At 70.4% G+C, this 18,742-nt stretch carries 22 protein-coding genes; 6 read left to right on the forward strand and 16 right to left on the reverse strand.

The window, feature by feature from the left end; translation table 11 throughout:
• Positions 1-9: 9 nt before the first annotated feature.
• Entirely contained in the window at positions 10-1,548 is a 1,539-nt protein-coding gene (locus tag A5695_RS20475) for an anthranilate synthase component I (RefSeq protein ID WP_068086421.1), read from the reverse strand.
• 51 nt (positions 1,549-1,599) lie between these two features.
• Between A5695_RS20475 and A5695_RS20480 the strand changes: the two genes are divergently transcribed.
• A complete protein-coding gene (locus A5695_RS20480; RefSeq protein WP_068086348.1) occupies positions 1,600-2,070 on the forward strand; it encodes a peroxiredoxin in 471 nt (156 codons plus the stop codon).
• Here the strand turns inward: A5695_RS20480 and A5695_RS20485 are convergent.
• Positions 2,060-3,154 (reverse strand): calcium:proton antiporter, encoded by a 1,095-nt coding sequence (locus tag A5695_RS20485; protein WP_068086351.1) that lies wholly within the window; start codon positions 3,152-3,154, stop codon positions 2,060-2,062. The two genes, A5695_RS20480 and A5695_RS20485, sit on opposite strands and share 11 nt — an antisense overlap.
• Before the next feature lie 300 nt (positions 3,155-3,454).
• On the opposite strand from A5695_RS20485, the gene A5695_RS20490 reads away from it, so the two are divergent.
• Complete coding sequence (locus tag A5695_RS20490) at positions 3,455-3,766, forward strand: WhiB family transcriptional regulator (protein WP_231974917.1); 312 nt, start codon at positions 3,455-3,457, stop codon at positions 3,764-3,766.
• A 31-nt stretch (positions 3,767-3,797) separates the two neighbouring features.
• On the opposite strand, the gene hisI is transcribed toward A5695_RS20490, so the two are convergent.
• The 8 genes from hisI to hisD are packed head-to-tail and all read right to left on the reverse strand — an operon-like array spanning position 3,798 to position 10,184.
• Positions 3,798-4,145, reverse strand: coding sequence for a phosphoribosyl-AMP cyclohydrolase (gene hisI, locus A5695_RS20495; protein WP_068086354.1), 348 nt, complete (start codon positions 4,143-4,145; stop codon positions 3,798-3,800).
• The gene (hisF, locus tag A5695_RS20500) at positions 4,142-4,927 is read right to left on the reverse strand and encodes an imidazole glycerol phosphate synthase subunit HisF (protein ID WP_068086357.1); all 786 of its coding nucleotides are present in this window, start codon (positions 4,925-4,927) and stop codon (positions 4,142-4,144) included. The genes hisI and hisF overlap by 4 nt, the downstream gene beginning before the upstream one ends.
• A 1-nt stretch (position 4,928) precedes the next feature.
• Positions 4,929-5,732, reverse strand: a complete 804-nt coding sequence (locus A5695_RS20505) for an inositol monophosphatase (protein WP_068086360.1) — start codon at positions 5,730-5,732, stop codon at positions 4,929-4,931.
• A 4-nt stretch (positions 5,733-5,736) separates the two neighbouring features.
• Complete coding sequence (gene priA / locus A5695_RS20510) at positions 5,737-6,468, reverse strand: bifunctional 1-(5-phosphoribosyl)-5-((5-phosphoribosylamino)methylideneamino)imidazole-4-carboxamide isomerase/phosphoribosylanthranilate isomerase PriA (protein ID WP_068086364.1); 732 nt, start codon at positions 6,466-6,468, stop codon at positions 5,737-5,739.
• Between the two features lie 20 nt (positions 6,469-6,488).
• Complete coding sequence (gene hisH / locus A5695_RS20515) at positions 6,489-7,109, reverse strand: imidazole glycerol phosphate synthase subunit HisH (RefSeq protein ID WP_068086367.1); 621 nt, start codon at positions 7,107-7,109, stop codon at positions 6,489-6,491.
• On the reverse strand, positions 7,106-7,738 hold the full coding sequence (gene hisB / locus A5695_RS20520) for an imidazoleglycerol-phosphate dehydratase HisB (protein WP_068086370.1): 633 nt from the start codon (positions 7,736-7,738) through the stop codon (positions 7,106-7,108). Before hisB ends, hisH begins: the two co-directional genes overlap by 4 nt.
• Positions 7,735-8,871: a histidinol-phosphate transaminase gene (locus A5695_RS20525; protein ID WP_068086372.1), complete on the reverse strand. Its 1,137-nt coding sequence runs from the start codon at positions 8,869-8,871 to the stop codon at positions 7,735-7,737. The genes hisB and A5695_RS20525 overlap by 4 nt, the downstream gene beginning before the upstream one ends.
• Complete coding sequence (gene hisD, locus A5695_RS20530; protein ID WP_197515569.1) at positions 8,868-10,184, reverse strand: histidinol dehydrogenase; 1,317 nt, start codon at positions 10,182-10,184, stop codon at positions 8,868-8,870. The genes A5695_RS20525 and hisD overlap by 4 nt, the downstream gene beginning before the upstream one ends.
• A 77-nt stretch (positions 10,185-10,261) precedes the next feature.
• Here hisD and A5695_RS20535 point away from each other — a divergent pair, with 77 nt between their 5' ends.
• A complete protein-coding gene (locus A5695_RS20535) occupies positions 10,262-10,684 on the forward strand; it encodes a nitroreductase family deazaflavin-dependent oxidoreductase (RefSeq protein WP_068086431.1) in 423 nt (140 codons plus the stop codon).
• A gap of 33 nt (positions 10,685-10,717) precedes the next feature.
• Here A5695_RS20535 and nadC read toward each other — a convergent pair whose 3' ends face one another.
• From nadC to nadA, 3 genes are read right to left on the reverse strand one after another with little or no spacing between them, the layout of a single operon-like run.
• Positions 10,718-11,569: a carboxylating nicotinate-nucleotide diphosphorylase gene (nadC, locus tag A5695_RS20540; RefSeq protein WP_068086378.1), complete on the reverse strand. Its 852-nt coding sequence runs from the start codon at positions 11,567-11,569 to the stop codon at positions 10,718-10,720.
• A complete protein-coding gene (locus A5695_RS20545) occupies positions 11,569-13,146 on the reverse strand; it encodes an L-aspartate oxidase (protein ID WP_197515570.1) in 1,578 nt (525 codons plus the stop codon). Before A5695_RS20545 ends, nadC begins: the two co-directional genes overlap by 1 nt.
• Positions 13,146-14,195: a quinolinate synthase NadA gene (gene nadA, locus A5695_RS20550; RefSeq protein ID WP_068086384.1), complete on the reverse strand. Its 1,050-nt coding sequence runs from the start codon at positions 14,193-14,195 to the stop codon at positions 13,146-13,148. The genes A5695_RS20545 and nadA overlap by 1 nt, the downstream gene beginning before the upstream one ends.
• Before the next feature lie 46 nt (positions 14,196-14,241).
• On the opposite strand from nadA, the gene A5695_RS20555 reads away from it, so the two are divergent.
• Together A5695_RS20555 and A5695_RS20560 are read left to right on the forward strand one after the other, a co-directional pair.
• Positions 14,242-14,952: an NUDIX domain-containing protein gene (locus tag A5695_RS20555; RefSeq protein ID WP_068086387.1), complete on the forward strand. Its 711-nt coding sequence runs from the start codon at positions 14,242-14,244 to the stop codon at positions 14,950-14,952.
• A 186-nt stretch (positions 14,953-15,138) separates the two neighbouring features.
• A complete protein-coding gene (locus tag A5695_RS20560; RefSeq protein WP_068086389.1) occupies positions 15,139-16,479 on the forward strand; it encodes a lipase family protein in 1,341 nt (446 codons plus the stop codon).
• Here the strand turns inward: A5695_RS20560 and A5695_RS20565 are convergent.
• From A5695_RS20565 to bioB, 3 genes are read right to left on the reverse strand one after another with little or no spacing between them, the layout of a single operon-like run.
• Complete coding sequence (locus A5695_RS20565; protein ID WP_082946209.1) at positions 16,474-17,127, reverse strand: DUF2567 domain-containing protein; 654 nt, start codon at positions 17,125-17,127, stop codon at positions 16,474-16,476. The two genes, A5695_RS20560 and A5695_RS20565, sit on opposite strands and share 6 nt — an antisense overlap.
• Positions 17,124-17,351, reverse strand: coding sequence for a hypothetical protein (locus A5695_RS20570; protein ID WP_068086434.1), 228 nt, complete (start codon positions 17,349-17,351; stop codon positions 17,124-17,126). The genes A5695_RS20565 and A5695_RS20570 overlap by 4 nt, the downstream gene beginning before the upstream one ends.
• A gap of 14 nt (positions 17,352-17,365) precedes the next feature.
• Positions 17,366-18,400 carry a biotin synthase BioB gene (bioB, locus tag A5695_RS20575; protein WP_068086393.1) on the reverse strand — a complete coding sequence of 345 codons (1,035 nt, stop codon included), beginning with the start codon at positions 18,398-18,400 and terminating at the stop codon, positions 17,366-17,368.
• Between the two features lie 131 nt (positions 18,401-18,531).
• On the opposite strand from bioB, the gene A5695_RS29195 reads away from it, so the two are divergent.
• On the forward strand, positions 18,532-18,705 hold the full coding sequence (locus A5695_RS29195; protein WP_197515568.1) for a hypothetical protein: 174 nt from the start codon (positions 18,532-18,534) through the stop codon (positions 18,703-18,705).
• Positions 18,706-18,742 lie beyond the last annotated feature (37 nt).

The raw sequence follows: 18,742 nt of genomic DNA on the forward strand, positions 1-18,742 counted from the left end.
GGCCGCGCCTCAGTCATGCTGGTCGGCGTCGGGTGCCGTCAGCGTCTCGGCGGCCGCGATCGCGTTGAGCACCGCGCGCGCCTTGTTGGAGGCCTCGGTGTACTCGTAAGGACCGTTGGAGTCGGCCACCACGCCGCCCCCGGCCTGGACGTAGGCCGTCCCGTCGCGCATCAGCGCGGTGCGGATGGCGATCGCGAAATCGGCGTTGCCGGCGAAGTCGAGGTAACCGACCACACCGCCGTAGAGGCCGCGGCGCGTCTTTTCCACCTCTTCGATCAGCTCCATGGCCCGCACCTTCGGCGCGCCCGACAGCGTGCCCGCCGGGAAACAGGCCGTCACGGCGTCGAGCGCGGTTCGGCCCTCGGCGAGCATCCCGGTCACCGTCGACACCAGGTGCATGACGTGGCTGTAGCGCTCGATGTGGCTGTAGTCCTCGACGCGCACGGTGCCCGGCGCGCAGACCCGGCCAAGGTCGTTGCGGCCCAAATCAACCAGCATGAGGTGCTCGGCGCGCTCCTTCTCGTCGGCCAGCAGTTCGGATTCCAGCAGCTGATCCTCTTCGTCGGTTTGGCCGCGCCAGCGGGTTCCGGCGATCGGGTGCGTCGTCGCCCAGCCGTCGTGCACGGTGACCAGCGCCTCGGGGCTGGAGCCGACGACCGAAAAGTCGGTACCGCCAGTGCCGTTCGGGACGTGCAGCAAGTACATGTAGGGGCTCGGATTGGTTACCCGCAGCATCCGGTACACGTCGATCGGATCGACGTCGGTGTCCATCTCGAAGCGCTGGGACGGGACGACCTGGAAGGCCTCGCCCGCGGCGATCTGGTCGACGAGATAGTCGACGATCTTGCCGTATTCCTCGACGCTGCGCTGCGAGCGGAACCGCGGGTCGGGCCTGTCGAACGTGGCGACCGTGGACGGCAGCGGCTGGCCCAGCGCCGCGGTCATCACGTCCAGGCGGGCGACCGCATCGTCGTAGGCCTCGTCGACGCGCTCGTCGGTGCCGTTCCAGTTGACCGCGTTCGCGACCAGCGTGATGGTGCCCTCGTGGTGGTCGACCGCGGCCACGTCGGTGGCCAGCAGCAGCAGCATGTCGGGCAGGTGCAGGTCGTCGACGGCCAGCTCGGGTAAGCGCTCCAACCGCCGCACCATGTCGTAGGCGAACAAACCGACCATGCCGCCCGACAGCGGCGGCAGCCCGGGCGGCGCCCCGGTGGCGAGCAGCTCCATGGTGGCCCGTAGCGCGCGCAGCGGGTCGCCGCCGGTGGGTGCGTCCTGTGGCACCGTCCCCAACCACACCGCCTCGCCGTCGCGGACGGTCAGCGCCGACGGCGCGCCCGCACCGATGAACGACCAGCGCGACCAGGATCGGCCGTGCTCGGCGGATTCCAGCAGGAAGGTGCCGGGGCGGTTGGCGGCCAGTTTGCGGTAGGCCGACAACGGCGTCTCGCTGTCGGCCAGCACCTTGCGGGTCACCGGGACCACGCGGTGCTCGGCCGCCAGCAGGCGGAATTCCTCTCGTGAGGTCGTCGCGGCGAGGTGGGCGTGCACCGAACCATCCTCGCAGATGGGCGAGTCGGGCAACGGCGTAGCGTGTCGCCCATGCAAACCGGTGACACGGTCGAGGACTTCGAACTTCCCGATCAGACCGGCACGCCGCGCAGGCTCAGCGAGTTGCTCTCCGGCGGTCCGGTGGTGCTGTTCTTCTACCCCGCCGCGATGACGCCCGGCTGCACCAAGGAAGCCTGCCACTTCCGGGACCTGGCCGCGGAATTCGCCGCCGTGGGCGCCAATCGGGTCGGTATCAGCGCCGATCCGGTGCGCAAGCAGGCCAAGTTCGCCGACATGCAGAAGTTCGACTACCCACTGCTGTCGGACACCGAGGGCACCGTCGCCACGCAGTTCGGCGTCAAGCGGGGCCTGCTCGGCAAGCTCCTGCCGGTCAAGCGCACCACCTTCGTCATCGACACCGATCGCACGGTGCTCAACGTGATTTCCAGCGAGTTCAGCATGGACACCCACGCCGACAAGGCGTTGGAGACCCTGCGCGGCCGGTCAGCGGCTACGGGCTGATCGCGAGGAACACGTAGGCGGCGAGCAGCACCAGATGCAGCTCCCCCTGCAGCCGGGTGGCGCGCCCGGGGACGACCGTCAGCATGCTGATCACGACGGTAAGCGCCAGCAGCACCAGCTGAACGGGTCCCAGGCCGAGCACCAGCGGCCCGTCGAGCCAGTTGGACGCGAGCGCGATCACCGGGATGGTGAGCCCGATGCTGGCCATCGCCGAGCCGTACGCCAGGTTGAGGCTGGTCTGGATGCGGCCCTGGCGCGCCGTGCGCGCCGCCGCCAGGGTCTCCGGCAGCAGCACCAGCGCGGCGATCACCACGCCGACGAACGACTGCGGGAACCCGACCGCGGTCACCGCGTGCTCGACGGCCGGTGATTCCTCCTCGGCCAGCCCCACCACCGCGACGAGGGCGACGAGCAGCAATCCGAGGCTGCCCAGCGCGGCGGCGCGGCTCGGTGGCTCGGCATGGCTCTCGTCCTCGAACAGCCGCTTCTTCTGGCCCTTCTGCGCGACCGGCAGGAAGAAGTCGCGGTGTCGCACCGTCTGCGTGAACACGAAGACCAGGTACACCAGCAACGACGCGACTGCCGCGAACGCCAGCTGGCCCGGCGAAAACTCCCGGCCCACTTGGCTGGTGGTGAACGCCGGCAGCACCAAGCTCAGCGTCGCCAGCGTGGTGACCGTGGCCAGCGCGGCGCCGCTGCCCTCGGCGTTGAACAGCGTGACGCCGTAGCGCCGGGAGCCGAGCAACAGCGACAGCCCCGCGATGCCGTTGGTGGTGATCATCGCCGCGGCGAAAACGGTGTCCCTGGCCAGCGTCGCGGCCTCGTTACCCCCGGACGCCATCAGCGAGACGATGAGCGCCACCTCGATCACCGTCACCGCGGCCGCGAGGACCAGCGAGCCGAACGGCTCACCGACCCGGGCCGCGACCACCTCCGCGTGGTGCACCGCCGCCAAGACGGAGCCGATGAGCAATGCGGCCGCCAGCGCGACCAGTGCCGGACCCAGCTTGTCGCCCCAGATCACGGCCAGCACGGCGACGGCAATCAGCGGCACGACCGCGGTCCACGACACTCGTCTCAACATCTACCGCCATTCTGGTCGAAGGCACCCGATCGGGCGAGTTCGGAGCGAGGTCCCGGCCGGCCGGTGCGACGGCGTCGCCGGAACATTCTTGAGCCGAAAGTCCTCCGACGGTTGCGACAAAAGTCCCTACGTTCGACCGGCGGCGTTTTCTACGGTCGCAACATTCGCCTCGGGTTACTCGGGCTGCCAGAGGGAGTCAACACAGCCATATCCGAACGCTGAACTCTCAGCGCGGCCGGAGCGAAGGGGGACGCGGTGTTAGCTACTCGGATCACCGCAGACGGTGACACCAATAGCCCGATTTACAACCATCTGCGGATTGTGAAGGCGGAAGATCGCGACGCCTGGGTTTCCAGGGCACTGTGTCGCACCGGCGACCCGGACGGGTTGTTCGTCCGCGGCGCCGCCCAGAGGAAGGCCGCGGCGATCTGCCGGCACTGCCCGGTGATCCTCGAGTGTGGCGCAGAAGCGCTCGACAACCGAGTCGAGTGGGGCGTCTGGGGCGGGATGACGGAACGCCAGCGACGCGCGCTGCTCAGGCACCACTCCGAGGTGGTGTCTTGGGCCGATTTCTTGGCCGCCACCAGGCGGCAGCGGTGCGCCCCGAATTAATACGGCGAGGCGACCGCCCGCGCGCCATAACCTAGGTCTCCGGTTGCAGCAACACGTCGGCGTCGAAGCAGCTGTGATCCCCGGTGTGGCAGGCGCCGCCCACCTGGTCGACCGTCAGCAGCACGGTGTCGCCGTCGCAGTCCAGCCGCACCGAGTGCACGTACTGGGTGTGGCCGGACGTCGCGCCCTTGACCCATTGCTCGGCGCGCGACCGCGAAAAATAGGTCGCCTCACGGGTTTCCAGGGTGCGGGCCAGCGCCGCATCGTCCATCCAGGCGACCATCAGGACATCCCCGGTGCCGCGCTCCTGCACGACGGCGGTGAACAGGCCGTCGGCATTGCGCTTCAACCGCGCGGCGATCTGCGGGTCGAGCGTCATCGCACCGTGATCCCTTCCGCGGCCATCGCGGCCTTCACCTCGCCGATGGTCAGTTCCCGGAAGTGAAAGACGCTGGCCGCCAACACCGCGTCGGCGCCGGCGGCGACCGCGGGCGCGAAGTGTTCGGCCGCGCCGGCCCCCCCGCTGGCGATCACCGGGACCGTGACCGCCGAGCGCACCGCCTGCAGCATTGGCAAGTCGAACCCCGCCTTGGTGCCGTCGGCGTCCATCGAGTTCAGCAGGATCTCTCCGACGCCCAGATCGGCGCCGCGCGAAGCCCATTCGACGGCGTCGATCCCCGTCCCGCGGCGACCGCCGTGCGTGGTGACCTCCCAACCGGACGGCGTCGGCACCGAGTCCGGGGGCACCGTGCGGGCGTCGACCGACAGCACGATGCATTGCGAGCCGAATTGCCTTGCCATTTCTTCCAACAGGTCGGGGCGGGCGATCGCGGCGGTGTTGATCGAAACCTTGTCGGCGCCCGCGCGCAGCAAGACGTCGACGTCGGCCACCGTCCGCACGCCGCCGCCGACGGTCAGCGGAATGAAGACCTGCTCGGCCGTGCGGCGCACCACGTCCAGCATGGTGGCCCGTCCCGACGATGAGGCGGTGACGTCGAGAAAGGTCAGCTCGTCGGCGCCCTCGGCGTCATAGGCGGCCGCGAGTTCGACGGGATCACCGGCGTCGCGCAGGTTTTCGAAGTTGACCCCCTTGACCACCCGACCGGCATCCACGTCCAGGCACGGAATCACCCGCACCGCAAGGCCGTTGCCGCACGACATCTCAGTAGTCCTCCGGTCGGCCGGTGTTACGCAGGATTTCCAGTATCTCGGCGTGCGCACGGTGCCCGGCGGCCAGGGCGGAATCCGAGGCGGGTGTCCACGGTTCGCCGTGGACGTCGGTGACGACGCCGCCCGCCGCGCGCACCAGGGCCACGCCGGCGGCGTGGTCCCACACGTGGCCGCCGAAACTGATCGAGCCGCCGAGGACGCCGTCGGCGACGTAGGCGAGGTCGAGTCCGGTGGAGCCGTGCATGCGCAACCGCGACGAGACCCGGCTGAGGTTCTCCAGCACCGCGATGCGGTACCGCCCCGGAAACCGGCCCCGCGCGTCGGCGCTGAAGGAACCCGCGCCGATCAGTGCGTCGGTCAGGTCGATGTCGGCCAGCGGCGGTTGCGGGACACCGTTTTTCATCAGGGGACCGCCCACCACCGCGGTGTAGCGCTGGTCGACGAACGGCAGCCAGGTCAGGCCCGCCACCGGGTCGCCGTGATGCAGCAGGCCGAGCAGGATCCCCGCCATCGGCGACCCCGCCGCGTAATTGAACGTGCCGTCGACGGGGTCCAGCACCCACACCCACTCCGAATCGACGTCGGCGCCACCGAACTCCTCACCGTGCACACCGATGCCGGTCGCCTCTTCCAGCGCGCTGACCACCTGCCGCTCGATCGCGAGGTCGACGTCGGTGGCGAAGTCGTTGCCCTTCTTCTGGACCGCCGAATCGGCGCGGTGGCCGGCCAGGAACGGCTCGGTGGCGTCGTCGAGAATCGCGGAAGCCTTCTCCACCAACGCGTCCAGATCCGCCACGGCCCTACCCCGCAACCGCGGCCAGCGCCTGCGGCAGGGTGAACCGCCCGGCGTAGAGGGCTTTGCCGACGATCGCGCCCTCGACCCCGCGGCCGGTGAGGGTCGCGATTGCGCGCAGGTCGTCCAGGCTCGACACGCCGCCGGAGGCGATCACCGGGGCCTCGGTGCGGTCGGCGACGGCGGCCAGCAGGTCGAGGTTGGGGCCGCCCAGCGTGCCGTCCTTGGTGACGTCGGTGACGACGAAGCGCGAACAGCCCTCCCCGTCAAGGCGTTCCAGCACCTCCCACAGGTCGCCGCCGTCGGTTTCCCAGCCGCGACCGCGCAGTCGGTGCTGTCCGTCGACGATCTGAACGTCCAGCCCGACCGCGACCTTCTCGCCGTGCTCGGCGATCGCGCGCGCACACCACTGGGGGTTTTCCAAAGCCGCCGTGCCCAGGTTCACCCGGGCGCAGCCGGTGGCCAGCGCCGCGGCCAGCGAATCGTCGTCGCGGATCCCGCCGGACAGCTCCACCTGCACGTCGAGCTTGCCTACCACCTCGGCCAGCAGTTCGCGGTTGGAGCCGCGCCCGAATGCCGCGTCCAGGTCGACGAGGTGAATCCACTCCGCGCCGTCGCGCTGCCAGCCCAGCGCCGCGTCCAGCGCCGAGCCGTACTCGGTTTCACTGCCCGCCTTGCCCTGCACCAGCCGCACTGCGCGGCCCTCGACCACGTCGACCGCGGGCAACAAGATCAACACATTCCCTCCCGACCCGTTCTTCACAAAGCCCCAATCCAGTTGCGCAGCACGGCCGCACCCGCGTCCCCACTCTTTTCGGGGTGAAACTGCGTGGCCGACAGCGGCCCTTGCTCGACGGCGGCCAGGAAGGGCACCCCGTGGGTTGCCCAGGTGAGCACGGCCTCGGGCGAGCCCTCCCAGCGCTGCGCGGCGTAGGAGTGCACGAAGTAGAAGGGGGTGTCCGGGTCCAGCCCCTTGAACAGGGTCGTGCCTCCCCCGGCGGCGACCACGTTCCAGCCCATGTGCGGGATCACCGGGGCATCCAGCCGGGTGACCTCCCCCGGCCACTGGCCGCAACCCGTTGTCTGCACGCCGAATTCGATGCCGCTGGCGAACAGGATCTGCATGCCCACACAGACTCCCAGCACCGGGCGCCCGGCGGCGACCCGGTCGGCGATGATGCGGTCCCCCTTGACTCTGCGCAGGCCGGTCATGCAGGCCTCGAAGGCCCCGACGCCGGGCACCACCAGCCCGTCGGCTGCCGCCGCGGCATCGGCGTCGGCGGTCACCTCGACCGACGCACCCGCCCGCTGCAGGGCGCGCTCGGCCGACCGTAGGTTGCCCGAGCCGTAATCCAGGACCACGACGGATGGGTTTGTCACAGAACACCTTTGGTGGACGGCACGTCGGAGACCCGGGGATCGGGCTCGACGGCCTGGCGTAACGCGCGGGCCACCGCCTTGTATTGCGCTTCGGTGATGTGGTGCGGGTCGCGCCCGTACAGGACACGCACGTGCAGCGCGATGCGGGCGTTCATGGCGAGCGACTCGAACACGTGCCGGTTGATGACGGTGTGGTAGGGCACCGAGCTACCGGCGATGGTCGTGTGCAGCAGATGATCCGGCTCGCCGGTGTGCACGAAATACGGGCGCCCGGACACGTCGACGACGGCGTGGGCCAGCGTCTCGTCCATCGGGATGAAGGCGTCACCGAACCGGCGGATGCCGCGCTTGTCGCCGAGCGCCTCACCGAGCGCCTGTCCGAGCGCGATCGCGGTGTCCTCGATGGTGTGGTGTCCCTCGATCTCCACGTCGCCCTTGGTGCGCACGGCCAGGTCGAAGCTGGCGTGGCTGCCCAGCGCCGTCAGCATGTGGTCGTAGAACGGCACTCCGGTGTCCACGTTGACCTGGCCGGTGCCGTCGAGGTCGAGTTCGATGACGATGTCGGATTCCTTGGTGCGGCGCTCGATACGAGCGCGCCGGGTCGCTTTTCCTGCTTCGGTGGTGGTCACGGGGCTCCTACTGGGGTGGCTGCGGCCAATTCGGTAGCGGCGATCCGGGCGCTGGCCCGCAGGAACGCGTCGTTCTCTTCGGCCAGCCCGGTGGTGGCGCGCAGGTAGCCGGGAATCCCGACGTCGCGGATCAGGACGCCGGCGTCCAGGTAGCGCTGCCAGGTGGCGGGGGCGTCGGCGAATTGCCCGAACAACACGAAATTCGCGTCGCTGGGGATCACCCGAAAACCCATGCCGCTCAATGCTTTTGTGACGCGCTCCCGCTCAGCGATCAGTGTGGCGACGCTTCCCAGGGTGTCGTCGGCGTGGCGCAGCGCGGCCCGGGCCGCGGCCTGGGTGACCGACGACAGGTGGTAGGGCAGCCGTACCAGCAGCATCGCGTCGATCACCGCGGGCGTGGCGATCAGGTAGCCGAGCCGCCCGCCGGCGAAGGCGAACGCCTTGCTCATGGTGCGCGTGACGATGAGCCTGGTCGGGTATTCACGCACCAGCCCCACGGCGCTAGGCTGCGAGGAGAACTCGCCGTAGGCCTCGTCGACGATCAAGATGCCAGGCACCGCGTCAAGCAGCCGCCGCAGATCCGACAGCGAAACGCTTTGCCCGGAAGGGTTGTTGGGGCTGGCGATGAACACCACGTCGGGCCGGCGGTCGGTGATCGCGGCCACGGCCGCGTCGACGTCGAGGCTGAAGTCCTCGGCCCGGGCACCCTGAAGCCACTCGGTGCGCGTGGCGTCGGAGATGATCGGGTGCATCGAGTAGGACGGGACGAACCCGATCGCGGTGCGGCCTGGCCCACCGAATGCCTGCAGCAGCTGCTGCAGGATCTCGTTGGATCCGTTTGCCGCCCAGACGTTTTCCGCCCCGACGTGCACACCTGTCTGGGCGCTGAGGTAGCCGGCCAGATCGCGGCGCAGGGCAGACGCGTCCCGGTCGGGATAGCGGTGCAGGTCGGCGGCCGCGGCCGCCACCGACCGCACGACGTCGTCCACCAGCGCCCGGCTGGGCGGGTGCGGGTTCTCGTTGGTGTTCAGTCGTACGGGGACGGCCAATTGCGGTGCGCCGTAGGGCGATTTGCCGCGCAGGTCCTCTCGCAGGGGTAAGTCGTCGAGCGTCGGCTCCCGCGGTTCGGTCATCGCTCGAACCTCCGCCGGATCGCCTCGCCGTGCGCCGGCAGGTCTTCGGCCTTGGCCAGCGTCACCACGTGGCCGGAGACGTCCTTGAGCGCGGCCTCCGTGTAGTCGACGACGTGGATGCCGCGCAGGAACGTCTGCACCGACAGCCCGCTGGAATGCCGGGCCGAGCCCGCGGTCGGCAGGACATGGTTGGACCCGGCGCAGTAGTCACCGAGGCTCACCGGCGAGTACGGGCCCACGAAAATGGCTCCGGCCGAACGGATTCGGGCGGCCACCGCGGGGGCGTCGGCGGTCTGGATCTCCAGGTGTTCGGCCGCGTACGCGTTGACCACCCGGACGGCGGCATCGAGGTCGTCGACCAGGATGATCGCCGACTGGCGGCCGCCGAGCGCGGCGGCCACCCGGTCGCGGTGCACGGTCGTGCGCAGCTGGGCGGCCACCTCGGCGGCGGTGGCGGCGGCCAGGTGCTCGCTGGGGGTGACCAGCACGCTGCCCGCCATCTCGTCGTGTTCGGCCTGGCTGATCAGGTCGGCGGCCACGTGGGTCGGGTCGGCCGTGTGGTCGGCGAGGATGGCGATCTCGGTGGGCCCGGCCTCGGCGTCGATGCCCACCCGGGAGCGGCACAGCCGCTTGGCGGCGGTGACGTAGATGTTGCCGGGCCCGGTGATCATGTCGACCGGCGCCAGCTCGGCGTCATCGGTGTCGGTGCCGCCGTAGGCCAGCAGCGCCACCGCCTGCGCACCGCCGACGGCCCACACCTCGTCGACCCCGAGCAGCCGGGCGGCCGCCAGGATCGTCGGGTGCGGCAGGCCGTCATAGCGGGCCTGCGGCGGGCTGGCCACCACCAGCGACTCGACGCCGGCAGCCTGCGCCGGCACCACGTTCATCACGACGCTGGACGGATAGACCGCGTTGCCGCCGGGCACGTACAAACCGACCCGCTCGACGGGGACCCACCGCTCGGTGACCGTCGCGCCGGCGCCGAGGGTGGTCGTGACGTCGGCGCGGCGCTGGTCGGCATGCACGGTCCGGGCGCGTTCGATCATCACCCGCAGGGCCTCGACGACGTCGGCGTCCAGGCCGGCCAGCGCCGCGGCAAGCGCGGCCTCGGGCACCCGGACGGCCGCGGGCCGCACCCCGTCGAACGACGCCCCGTAGTCGAGCGCCGCCTCGGCGCCGCGCTCGGCGACGGCCTGCACGATCGGCCGCACCTTGGGCAGCACGCTCTCCACGTCGGCACCGCCGCGCGGCAGCGCCGACCGCAATCGGGCAGCCGTCAGCTCGACGCCCCGCAGGTCGATGCGGGCCATCACGGATGCTGAAGCGGTACTCATTGCCTCCATTGTCCCAGAGCAACTCAAGTGGATAACGGACCGGTAGTGTGACCTACATGTCCACTAAGGACCACCCGAACAACGCCCCGGGCGTCCCGATGCTATTCCCGGTCTGGCTCGAGCGTTTTCAGATCAAATACTTCAACAAGGCGGTCAAGCCGATCGCACGTTTCCTGCCCGGGACCGCGATCATCAAGCACCGCGGCCGCACGTCGGGCAAGTCGTTCGAAACAATCATCACGCCCTACCGCAAGGGCAACGTGGTGGCGATCGCGCTGGCGCACGGCAAGACGAACTGGGTCAAGAACGTCCTGGCGGCCGGCGAGGCCGACGTGCAGTTCGGCCGCAACCGCGTGGTGCACATCACCAACCCGCGCGTCCTGTCCGCCGGCACCGAGGGTCCCGACGCCGAACGCCTGCCACGGATGGTTCGCGCGCAGCTGCGCCGGGTCGGCGTGTTCGTCGGCGACATCGCCTGATTCCCGTCCGGCTGCTGCGCGGCTGAAAGGGCCCTACATGTCCAGGCCGATGTCGAGCGCGCGCACCGAGTGCGTCAGCGCGCCGACGGCCAGGTAGTCCACCCCGGTTGCGGCGTAGGTGGCGGCGTTCTCCAGGCTGAGCCCGCCGGACGACTCGAGCAGTACCGCCGGGGCGTGCGCGTCACGCCGCTGCACCGCCATCTGCGTCTGCCACACCGGGAAGTTGTCCAGCAGCACCAGTTCGGGCTTTTCGGCCAGCACCTCGTCGAGCTGTTCGAGCGAATCCACCTCCACCTCGCACGGCAGATCCGGCGCCGCGTCGCGCACCGCCCGCAGCGCATCGACCACCGATCCCGCGGCCACCACATGGTTGTCCTTGATCAGCGCCGCATCCCCCAGCCCCAGCCGGTGGTTGACGCCCCCGCCCACCCGCACCGCGTATTTCTGCAGCGCGCGCAGGCCCGGGAGGGTCTTGCGGGTGTCGCGGATCTTGGCGTTGGTGCCGGCCACGGCATCGACCCAGGCCGCCGTCGTGGTGGCGATGCCCGACAGGTGGCACACCAGGTTCAGCATGGTCCGTTCGGCGGTGAGCAGGCCGCGGGTGTCCGCCCGCACGGTCAGCACCGGCTCGCCGGGCTGCAGCCGGGCACCGTCCTCGACCCCGTGCACCACCTCGTAGCCGCCGGGCAGGACCGCGTCGAGGACCAGCTGGGCGACCTCGACACCGGCGATCACGCCGGGCTCCCGGGGCACCATCGACGCCGTGGCCACGGCGCCGGCGGGCACCGTCGCGAGCGTGGTGACGTCGGGCCCGTAGCGCAGGTCTTCTTCCAGCGCCCGCCGGATGGTGTCTTGAGCGGCGCTCCGCTCGTCGGGCAGCATCATCAGCCCACCGCCGCCAGCGTCTCCACCAGCACCTGGTCGTCGGCCAGCCGCAGCACGCTGCTGCGGGCCTGTTCCAGCGCGGGGCCCGGGTACTCCGCGCGGTGGTGGCAGCCCCGGCTCTCGGTGCGGGCCAGGGCCGCCGCGGTCACCGCGCGGGCGGACACGGCCAGCGCCACGTCCTCGAAATCGCGGCGGTCGGCGATGGCACGCACCGGCGCCTGCGCCAGCGCGTCGGCCAGCCGCGTCAACCCGGCGGCGTCGCGCACCACCGAGGCGTCGCGGCTCATCGCGGCCTGCAATTCGGCGCGCTCGGGCGCGGTGTGGACGACGGGTTCGGGCGCCGTGCCAGGCACGGCCCGGACGCGCCCCGCCGCCCCCGCGTGCGCGGCCGCGGCTCGGCCGGCGCGGCCCCCGACCACCAGGCCTTCCAGCAGGCTGTTGGACGCCAGCCGGTTGGCGCCGTGCATGCCGGTGCGCGCCACCTCGCCGGCGGCGAACAGCCCCGGCAGCTCGGTCTGCCCGTGTACGTCGGTGACGACGCCGCCACAGCTGTAATGCGCCCCGGGCACGACCGGGATCGGTTGGCGGACGGGGTCGACGCCGGCGGCCCGGCACGCGGCGGTTACGGTCGGGAAGCGGGCCGCGAAACCGTCGATGCCGCGGGCGTCGAGGAAGACGCACGGGTCGCCGGTGGCCCTCATCCGCGTGTCGATGGCCGCGGCAACCACGTCCCGCGGCGCCAGGTCGCCCATCGGGTGCACGCCTGCGGTGACCGAATCGCCGTGGCGGTCAACCAGTACCGCCCCCTCACCGCGGATGGCCTCGGTGACCAGCGGGCGCCGCCCACCCGTCGCGGCGGCGTACAGCATCGTGGGATGGAACTGGATGAATTCCAGGTCGCTCACCGCGACACCGGCCCACAGCGCCAGGGCGATGCCGTCGGCGGTGGAGCCTTCGGGGTTGGTCGTCGCGCCGTAGAGCTGCCCGAGCCCGCCGGAGGCCAGGATGACCGCGGGCGCGTGGATGATTCCGTAGCCGTCCTGGTTGGCGACGGACACGCCGGTCACGGCGTCGCCGTCGTGCAGCACGCGCAGGCCGACGTGACCGGTGCGGATGTCCAGCAGCCGGGCGGCGTGGTCGAGCGCGCGCTGCACCTCGGCGCCGGTGGCGTCGCCGCCGGCGTGCACGATCCGCCGCCGGGAGTGCCCGCCCTCGCGGGTGACGTCCCAGCGACCGGGGACCGCCTCGTCGAATCGCGCTCCGGCACCGACCAATTCGGACACCGCGCGATAGCCGTCGGCGACGATCGAGGTCACCGCGTCGGGATCGCACAGGCCGGCGCCCGCGGTCACGGTGTCGGCGACGTGGGCCTCGACGGAATCGTCGTTGTCGGGCAGCACCACGGCGATGCCGCCCTGGGCGTAGTGGGTCGCGGTCACCCCGCGCGCCTGGTCGGCCTTGCTCAGCACGACGACGCTGCGCCCGGCGCGGTGGGCGGCCAGCGCCGCGGCCAATCCCGCGACGCCGGTACCGATGACGACGACGTCGGCGCTATGCGTCCAGGCGGGGCGGGCGATCATTCGCCACCGCCCGGCTGGCCGATCTCGATCATTCGCCGCACGCTGCGGCGGCCCGCCGCCGCGATCTCCGGGTCGACGTCGACTTCGTCGGCCCCGTCGACCAGGCAGCGCAGCAGCGCCGCCGGGGTGATCATCTTCATGTACTTGCACGAGGCCCGGTCGTTGACCGCGCGGAAGTCGACCTGCGGTGCGGCCCTACGCAATTGGTGCAGCATGCCCACCTCGGTGGCGACCAGCACCTTGCGGGCCTGGGTCTGATGCGCCGCGTCGAGCATGCCGCCGGTGGACAGGATCTTCACCCGGTCGGCCGGGAAGGCGCCCTCGCCGGCGAGGTACAACGCCGAAGTGGCACAACCGCATTCGGGGTGCACGTAGAGCTCGGCGTCGGGGTTGGCGCGGGCCTGCTCGGAGAGCTCGTCGCCGTTGATCCCGGCGTGCACGTGGCACTCCCCGGCCCACACGTGCAGGTTGGTGCGGCCTGTCACCCGGCGCACGTGCGCGCCGAGGAACTGGTCCGGGCAGAACAGCACCTCGCGGTCGGGGTCGATCGACTCGACGACGTCGACCGCGTTGGACGACGTGCAGCAGATGTCGGTGAGCGCCTTGACCGCAGCGGTGGTGTTGACGTAGGAGACGACGATGGCACCCGGGTGCTCGTCGCGCCAGGCGCTCAGTTCGTCGGGCGTGATGGAGTCGGCCAGCGAGCAACCGGCCCGCTGATCCGGAATCAGCACCGTCTTTTCGGGGCTCAGGATCTTGGCGGTCTCGGCCATGAAGTGCACGCCGCAGAACACGATGGTGTCCTCGGGGGCCTCGGCGGCGATCCGCGACAGGGCCAGCGAATCGCCGACATGGTCGGCGACGTCCTGGATGGCCGGCAGCTGGTAATTGTGGGCGAGCACGGTGGCGCCGCGCAACTTGGCCAGGCGGCGGATTTCGGCGGCCCATTGCGCGTCTCCGTCGACACCGCCGTAGCCGGCGGGCGAATTCGTCAGGTCGGCCATCATGTCTTCAGCGAGCGTGTCCATGCGATTGATAACCGTCACGGCGGCTCCTTTCAGCCCAGCAGGTTTTCGACTTATAATCGAAAACATGGGCCATATTAGCACTGAACACGAAGTGCTTGCGGTGGTGTTTCAAGTTCGCCGGGTAACCACCGGGCCGCGAACAGAGAAACCGCAGCTGAACGTGCTGTTATGGCAGCGTGCCAAGGATCCGCAGCGCGGCGCCTGGTCGCTGCCGGGCGGGCGGCTGCGCACCGACGAAGACATGACCACCTCCGTCCTGCGACAGCTCGCCGAGAAGGTGGACCTCAAGGAGCTGGCACACCTGGAACAGCTGGCGGTGTTCTCCGACCCGCACCGGGTGCCGGGCGCCCGCGTCATCGCGTCGACCTTCCTGGGACTGGTGCCCTCCCCCGCCACCCCGGAACTGCCGCCGGACACCCGCTGGCACCCGGTCAGCAATCTGCCGCCGATGGCCTTCGACCACGGCCCGATGGTGACGCACGCCCACGCCCGGCTGAGCGCCAAGTTGTCCTACACCAACCTCGGATTCGCCTTGGCGCCAAAGGAATTCGCGCTGTCCACGCTCCGTGACATCTACGGCGCCGCGCTCGGCTACCAGGTCGACGCGACCAACCTGCAGCGGGTGCTCGTCCGCCGCGGGGTGATCAGCCAGACCGGCACCATCGCCCAGTCGGGCCGCAGCGGCGGGCGGCCGGCGGCCCTCTACCACTTCACCGATTCTCAACTGCGCGTCACCGACGAATTCGCCGCGCTGCGACCGCCCGGCCAGGTCTGACAAGGCCGAACACCGCACCCATTAGGCTGGTGGAAAGCGTCCGGGGGTGACGCAGCCGCAAATCGGGTACCAGTGATGCGTCCGACCTGGATGCCCCGGCAAGAAATCGCTCACAGTGCGGCGATTACGTTTTGGTTACCCGCTGTTCGTACGCGAGAATGCCGGATGGCCTAGAAGGGAGCCTCGATGGCTGAGCTCGGCAATCTGGCAGGCACGCACGGGGCGGAGTGGATCGCCCGGCCACCGCACGAGGAACTGCAGCGCAAGGTGCGCCCCCTGCTGCCCTCGGACGACCCGTTCTACCAGCCGCCGCTCGGCTTCCAGCACGCCGAACCGGGGACCGTGCTGCGCTCGCGCGACGTGGAGCTGGCTTTTCTGGGGCTGATCCCGCAGCCCGTCAAGGCCGTCCAGCTGCTCTACCGGACGATGGACATGCACGGCGAACCCGAGGCCGCCGCGACCACCGTGATCGTCCCTGCCGAGCTGGCCCCGGAACGTCCCTGCCCGCTGCTGTCGTACCAATGCGCCATCGACGCCGTGTCGTCCCGGTGCTTCCCGTCGTACGCCCTGCGGCGCCGGGCGAAGGCCCTCGGGTCGATCGGTCAGTTCGAACTGTTCCTGATCACCGCTGCCGTCGCAGAGGGCTGGGCGGTGTCCGTGCCCGACCACGAGGGGCTGCGGGGCCTGTGGGGCGCGCCCTACGAGCCCGGCTATCGCGTCCTGGACGGCATCCGGGCCGCCCTGGGCTCGGAGCGCCTCGGGCTCTCCCCGTTGGCGCCGATAGGACTGTGGGGATACTCCGGTGGCGGACTGGCCAGCGCCTGGGCGGCCGAGGTGTGCGCCGAGTACGCGCCCGAGCTGAACATCGTCGGGGCGGTGCTCGGATCGCCCGTCGGGGACCTCGGCAACACCTTCCGCCGGCTCAACGGCAGTTTCCTGTCGGGCCTGCCCGCGCTGGTGGTGGCGGCCCTCGCCCACATCTACCCCGAGCTGGACCGGGTCATCAAAGAGCACAGCAACGAGGAGGGGCGCGCCCTGCTCGAGTCGCTGGAGAAGATGACCACCGTGGAGGCGGTGGTCCGGATGGCCGGCAAGAACATGGGCGACTACCTCGACGAGCCGCTGGATGCCATCCTGTCGACGCCCGAGGTCACGCACGTGTTCGAGAACATCAAGCTGGGTGTCGCGGTGCCGACGCCGCCGGTGTTGATCGTGCAGGCCGTCCACGACTACCTCATCGACGTCAAGGACATCGACGTGCTCGCCGACGCCTATTCGGCGGGCGGCGCCCGGGTGACCTACCACCGGGACGCGTTCAACGAGCACATGCTGCTGCATCCGCTGTCAGCGCCGATGACGCTGCGCTGGCTCACCGACCGATTCGAGGGCCGGCCGCTGACCGAGCACCTGATCCGGACCACCTGGCCGACGATGTTCAACCCGATGACCTACGTCGGCATGGCGCGGCTCACCAAGATCGCGGCCAAGGTCATCCTCGGCCGCAGGATTCATCGCCGTCCGCTATGACCCCGGCGCTTCCGGGGCGTTGACCGCTCCCACCGGCAGCGCGTCGGAAGACCGGTCGCGCGGCGGAATAGCCCCCAGATCGTCGCGGGCGTCGGCGGCCGCGAGCACCGAGTAGACCAGCGCGGCGATCGCGGCCGGCCACAGCAGGGTGAGCGCGATCCGCAGCGCATCGCTCGCGAAGAACACCGGCGGCGCCTGGATGACGTAGGCCACCGACGGGCCCGTCACCGACGGGCCCTTGGGCAGCGGCACCGCGTCGAAGTTCAACGCTCCGTACCTGATTCGGACCAGCGCCGCCCCGGTTGCCGCCCCGACCGCGGCCGCGGTCAACAGGCCGGTCGCCAGCGCGACGACCATGCCCGGCCCCCGGCGCGCGCGCCACTGCCACGCGAGCGCCGCCGCTACCACCGCCAGCACGGTGAGCAGGCCCAGCATCAGGCAGGGCGCATCGAAGAAGTGCTGGGACTCGTTGCCGAGATAGTCGTGGACCCGTTCACCGGCGCGCGTGAGGGCCACCACGGCGTGGATCGGCGGGGCGATCCACGCCCACAGCGCGCCGACCAGCACGCCGGTCGCCACCGGCGCCAGCCCGGCGAGGGCGATCACGCGCGCGGGCAGGGTGCGCGTGGTGTGCGCGGCCTCGGTCATCGTTGGGCCTCGAGGTCGACGGAGTCGACCTGCCCGTGCCGCGAGCAGCGCGCTCGCCAGCCGTCGGGGCGGACCTGCACCACCATGCGGCGTCCGCATTCCGCGCAGAACCGCGGCGGTTCCAGACCCAACTGCGCCGCTGTCGGCACCGCGGTGCCCCCCAATTCGCCGGTGTAGACGTTGTAGACGCCCGCGCTGACCGGGGCGCCCAGATCGTGAACCACAGTCTCCAAGTCTCTTACAAGGTGGCGTTGAGCGCCTTGATCGGCATCTGCAGGTCGTCGAGCAGCTCCAGATCGGCTTCGGCCGGGCGGCCGAGCGTGGTCAGGTAGTTGCCGACGATCACGGCGTTGATGCCGCCCAGGATGCCCTTCTTGGCGCCCAGGTCGCCCAGGGTGATCTCGCGGCCCCCGGCGAACCGCAGGATCGCGCGCGGCAGCGCCAGCCGGAAGGCGGCCACCGACTTGAGCGCCTCGGCCACCGGCAGCACCTCCAGGTCGCCGAATGGCGTGCCGGGCCGCGGGTTGAGGAAGTTCAGCGGGACCTCGTCGGGCCCCAGCTCGGCCAGCTCGGCGGCGAACTCCGCGCGCTGTTCGAGCGTCTCGCCCATGCCCAGGATGCCGCCGCAGCACACCTCCATGCCGGCGTCGCGCACCATGGACAGGGTCTGCCAGCGCTCCTCCCAGGTGTGGGTGGTCACCACGTTGGTGAAGAACGAGCGGGCGGTCTCGAGGTTGTGGTTATAGCGGTGCACGCCCATCTGCGAGAGCTGCCCGACCTGCTCGGCGGTCAGCATCCCCAGCGAGCAGGCGATGTTGATCTCGACCTCGTTGCGGATCGCCTCGATCCCGGCCGCGACCTGGGCCATCAACCGCTCGTCGGGCCCGCGCACGGCGGCCACGATGCAGAACTCGGTGGCACCGGACTTGGCGGTTTGCTTGGCGGCCTCGACCAGGCTGGGAATGTCCAGCCGGGCACTGCGTACCGGCGACGCGAACAACCCCGACTGCGAGCAGAAATGACAATCCTCGGGGCAGCCGCCGGTCTTCAGGCTGATGATGCCCTCGACCTCGACCTCGGGCCCGCACCAGCGCATCCGCACCTCGTGGGCCAGCTCCAGCAGGTCGTCGAGCCGCTCGTCAGGGAGCTGCAGCACCCGCAGCACCTGGTCGCGACTCAGCCCCTCGCCCCGCTCGAGCACCTGGTCGCGGGCAACCGCCAGAATGTCCGCGTCGGTGGCGTCGGTCGCCGGTCGAGTTGCCGCTTGAGTCACCAGTACTCCCCTGCATCGTCGGTGGCCGAGCGCGCGGCCTCTTGCCCCACGGTCGTGGTGGCTGTGAATAAATGCGTTCAAAGTAGGGTAACGGCCGCAGTGCGTGTCGTCCGCCGGGGTATCTCACCACCATGACCGATCCACACGTCACGTATGTGGCCCACCACATGATCCTGCTGGCGATCCCGGCGTTCCTGCCGGCGATCGTCGTGGTCGGCGTGATTCTCTACGTCGCGCTCAAAGACCGCCGGTCGCCCGGCGAGTCCGAGGACGCCGGGCAGCGCGACGACGAAATCGGTGATTGACCGGCCGATTATTTGGGCATTCCGCTTCGTGCGAGCT

The organism is Mycobacterium sp. E1747 (genome assembly GCF_001667775.1).
Lineage (GTDB): Bacteria > Actinomycetota > Actinomycetes > Mycobacteriales > Mycobacteriaceae > Mycobacterium.

Excerpts from the sequence above, each read along its gene's own strand:
- A5695_RS20555 (WP_068086387.1), top strand. The coding sequence starts at position 14,242 with ATGGGCCATATTAGCACTGAACACGAAGTGCTTGCGGTGGTGTTTCAA.
- A5695_RS20525 (WP_068086372.1), bottom strand. The coding sequence starts at position 8,871 with ATGACCGAACCGCGGGAGCCGACGCTCGACGACTTACCCCTGCGAGAG.
- A5695_RS20535 (WP_068086431.1), top strand. The coding sequence starts at position 10,262 with ATGTCCACTAAGGACCACCCGAACAACGCCCCGGGCGTCCCGATGCTA.
- A5695_RS20560 (WP_068086389.1), top strand. The coding sequence starts at position 15,139 with ATGGCTGAGCTCGGCAATCTGGCAGGCACGCACGGGGCGGAGTGGATC.
- A5695_RS20480 (WP_068086348.1), top strand. The coding sequence starts at position 1,600 with ATGCAAACCGGTGACACGGTCGAGGACTTCGAACTTCCCGATCAGACC.
- A5695_RS20485 (WP_068086351.1), bottom strand. The coding sequence starts at position 3,154 with ATGTTGAGACGAGTGTCGTGGACCGCGGTCGTGCCGCTGATTGCCGTC.
- A5695_RS29195 (WP_197515568.1), top strand. The coding sequence starts at position 18,532 with ATGACCGATCCACACGTCACGTATGTGGCCCACCACATGATCCTGCTG.
- nadC (WP_068086378.1), bottom strand. The coding sequence starts at position 11,569 with ATGATGCTGCCCGACGAGCGGAGCGCCGCTCAAGACACCATCCGGCGG.
- hisF (WP_068086357.1), bottom strand. The coding sequence starts at position 4,927 with ATGTCGTGCGGCAACGGCCTTGCGGTGCGGGTGATTCCGTGCCTGGAC.
- A5695_RS20565 (WP_082946209.1), bottom strand. The coding sequence starts at position 17,127 with ATGACCGAGGCCGCGCACACCACGCGCACCCTGCCCGCGCGCGTGATC.
- hisI (WP_068086354.1), bottom strand. The coding sequence starts at position 4,145 with ATGACGCTCGACCCGCAGATCGCCGCGCGGTTGAAGCGCAATGCCGAC.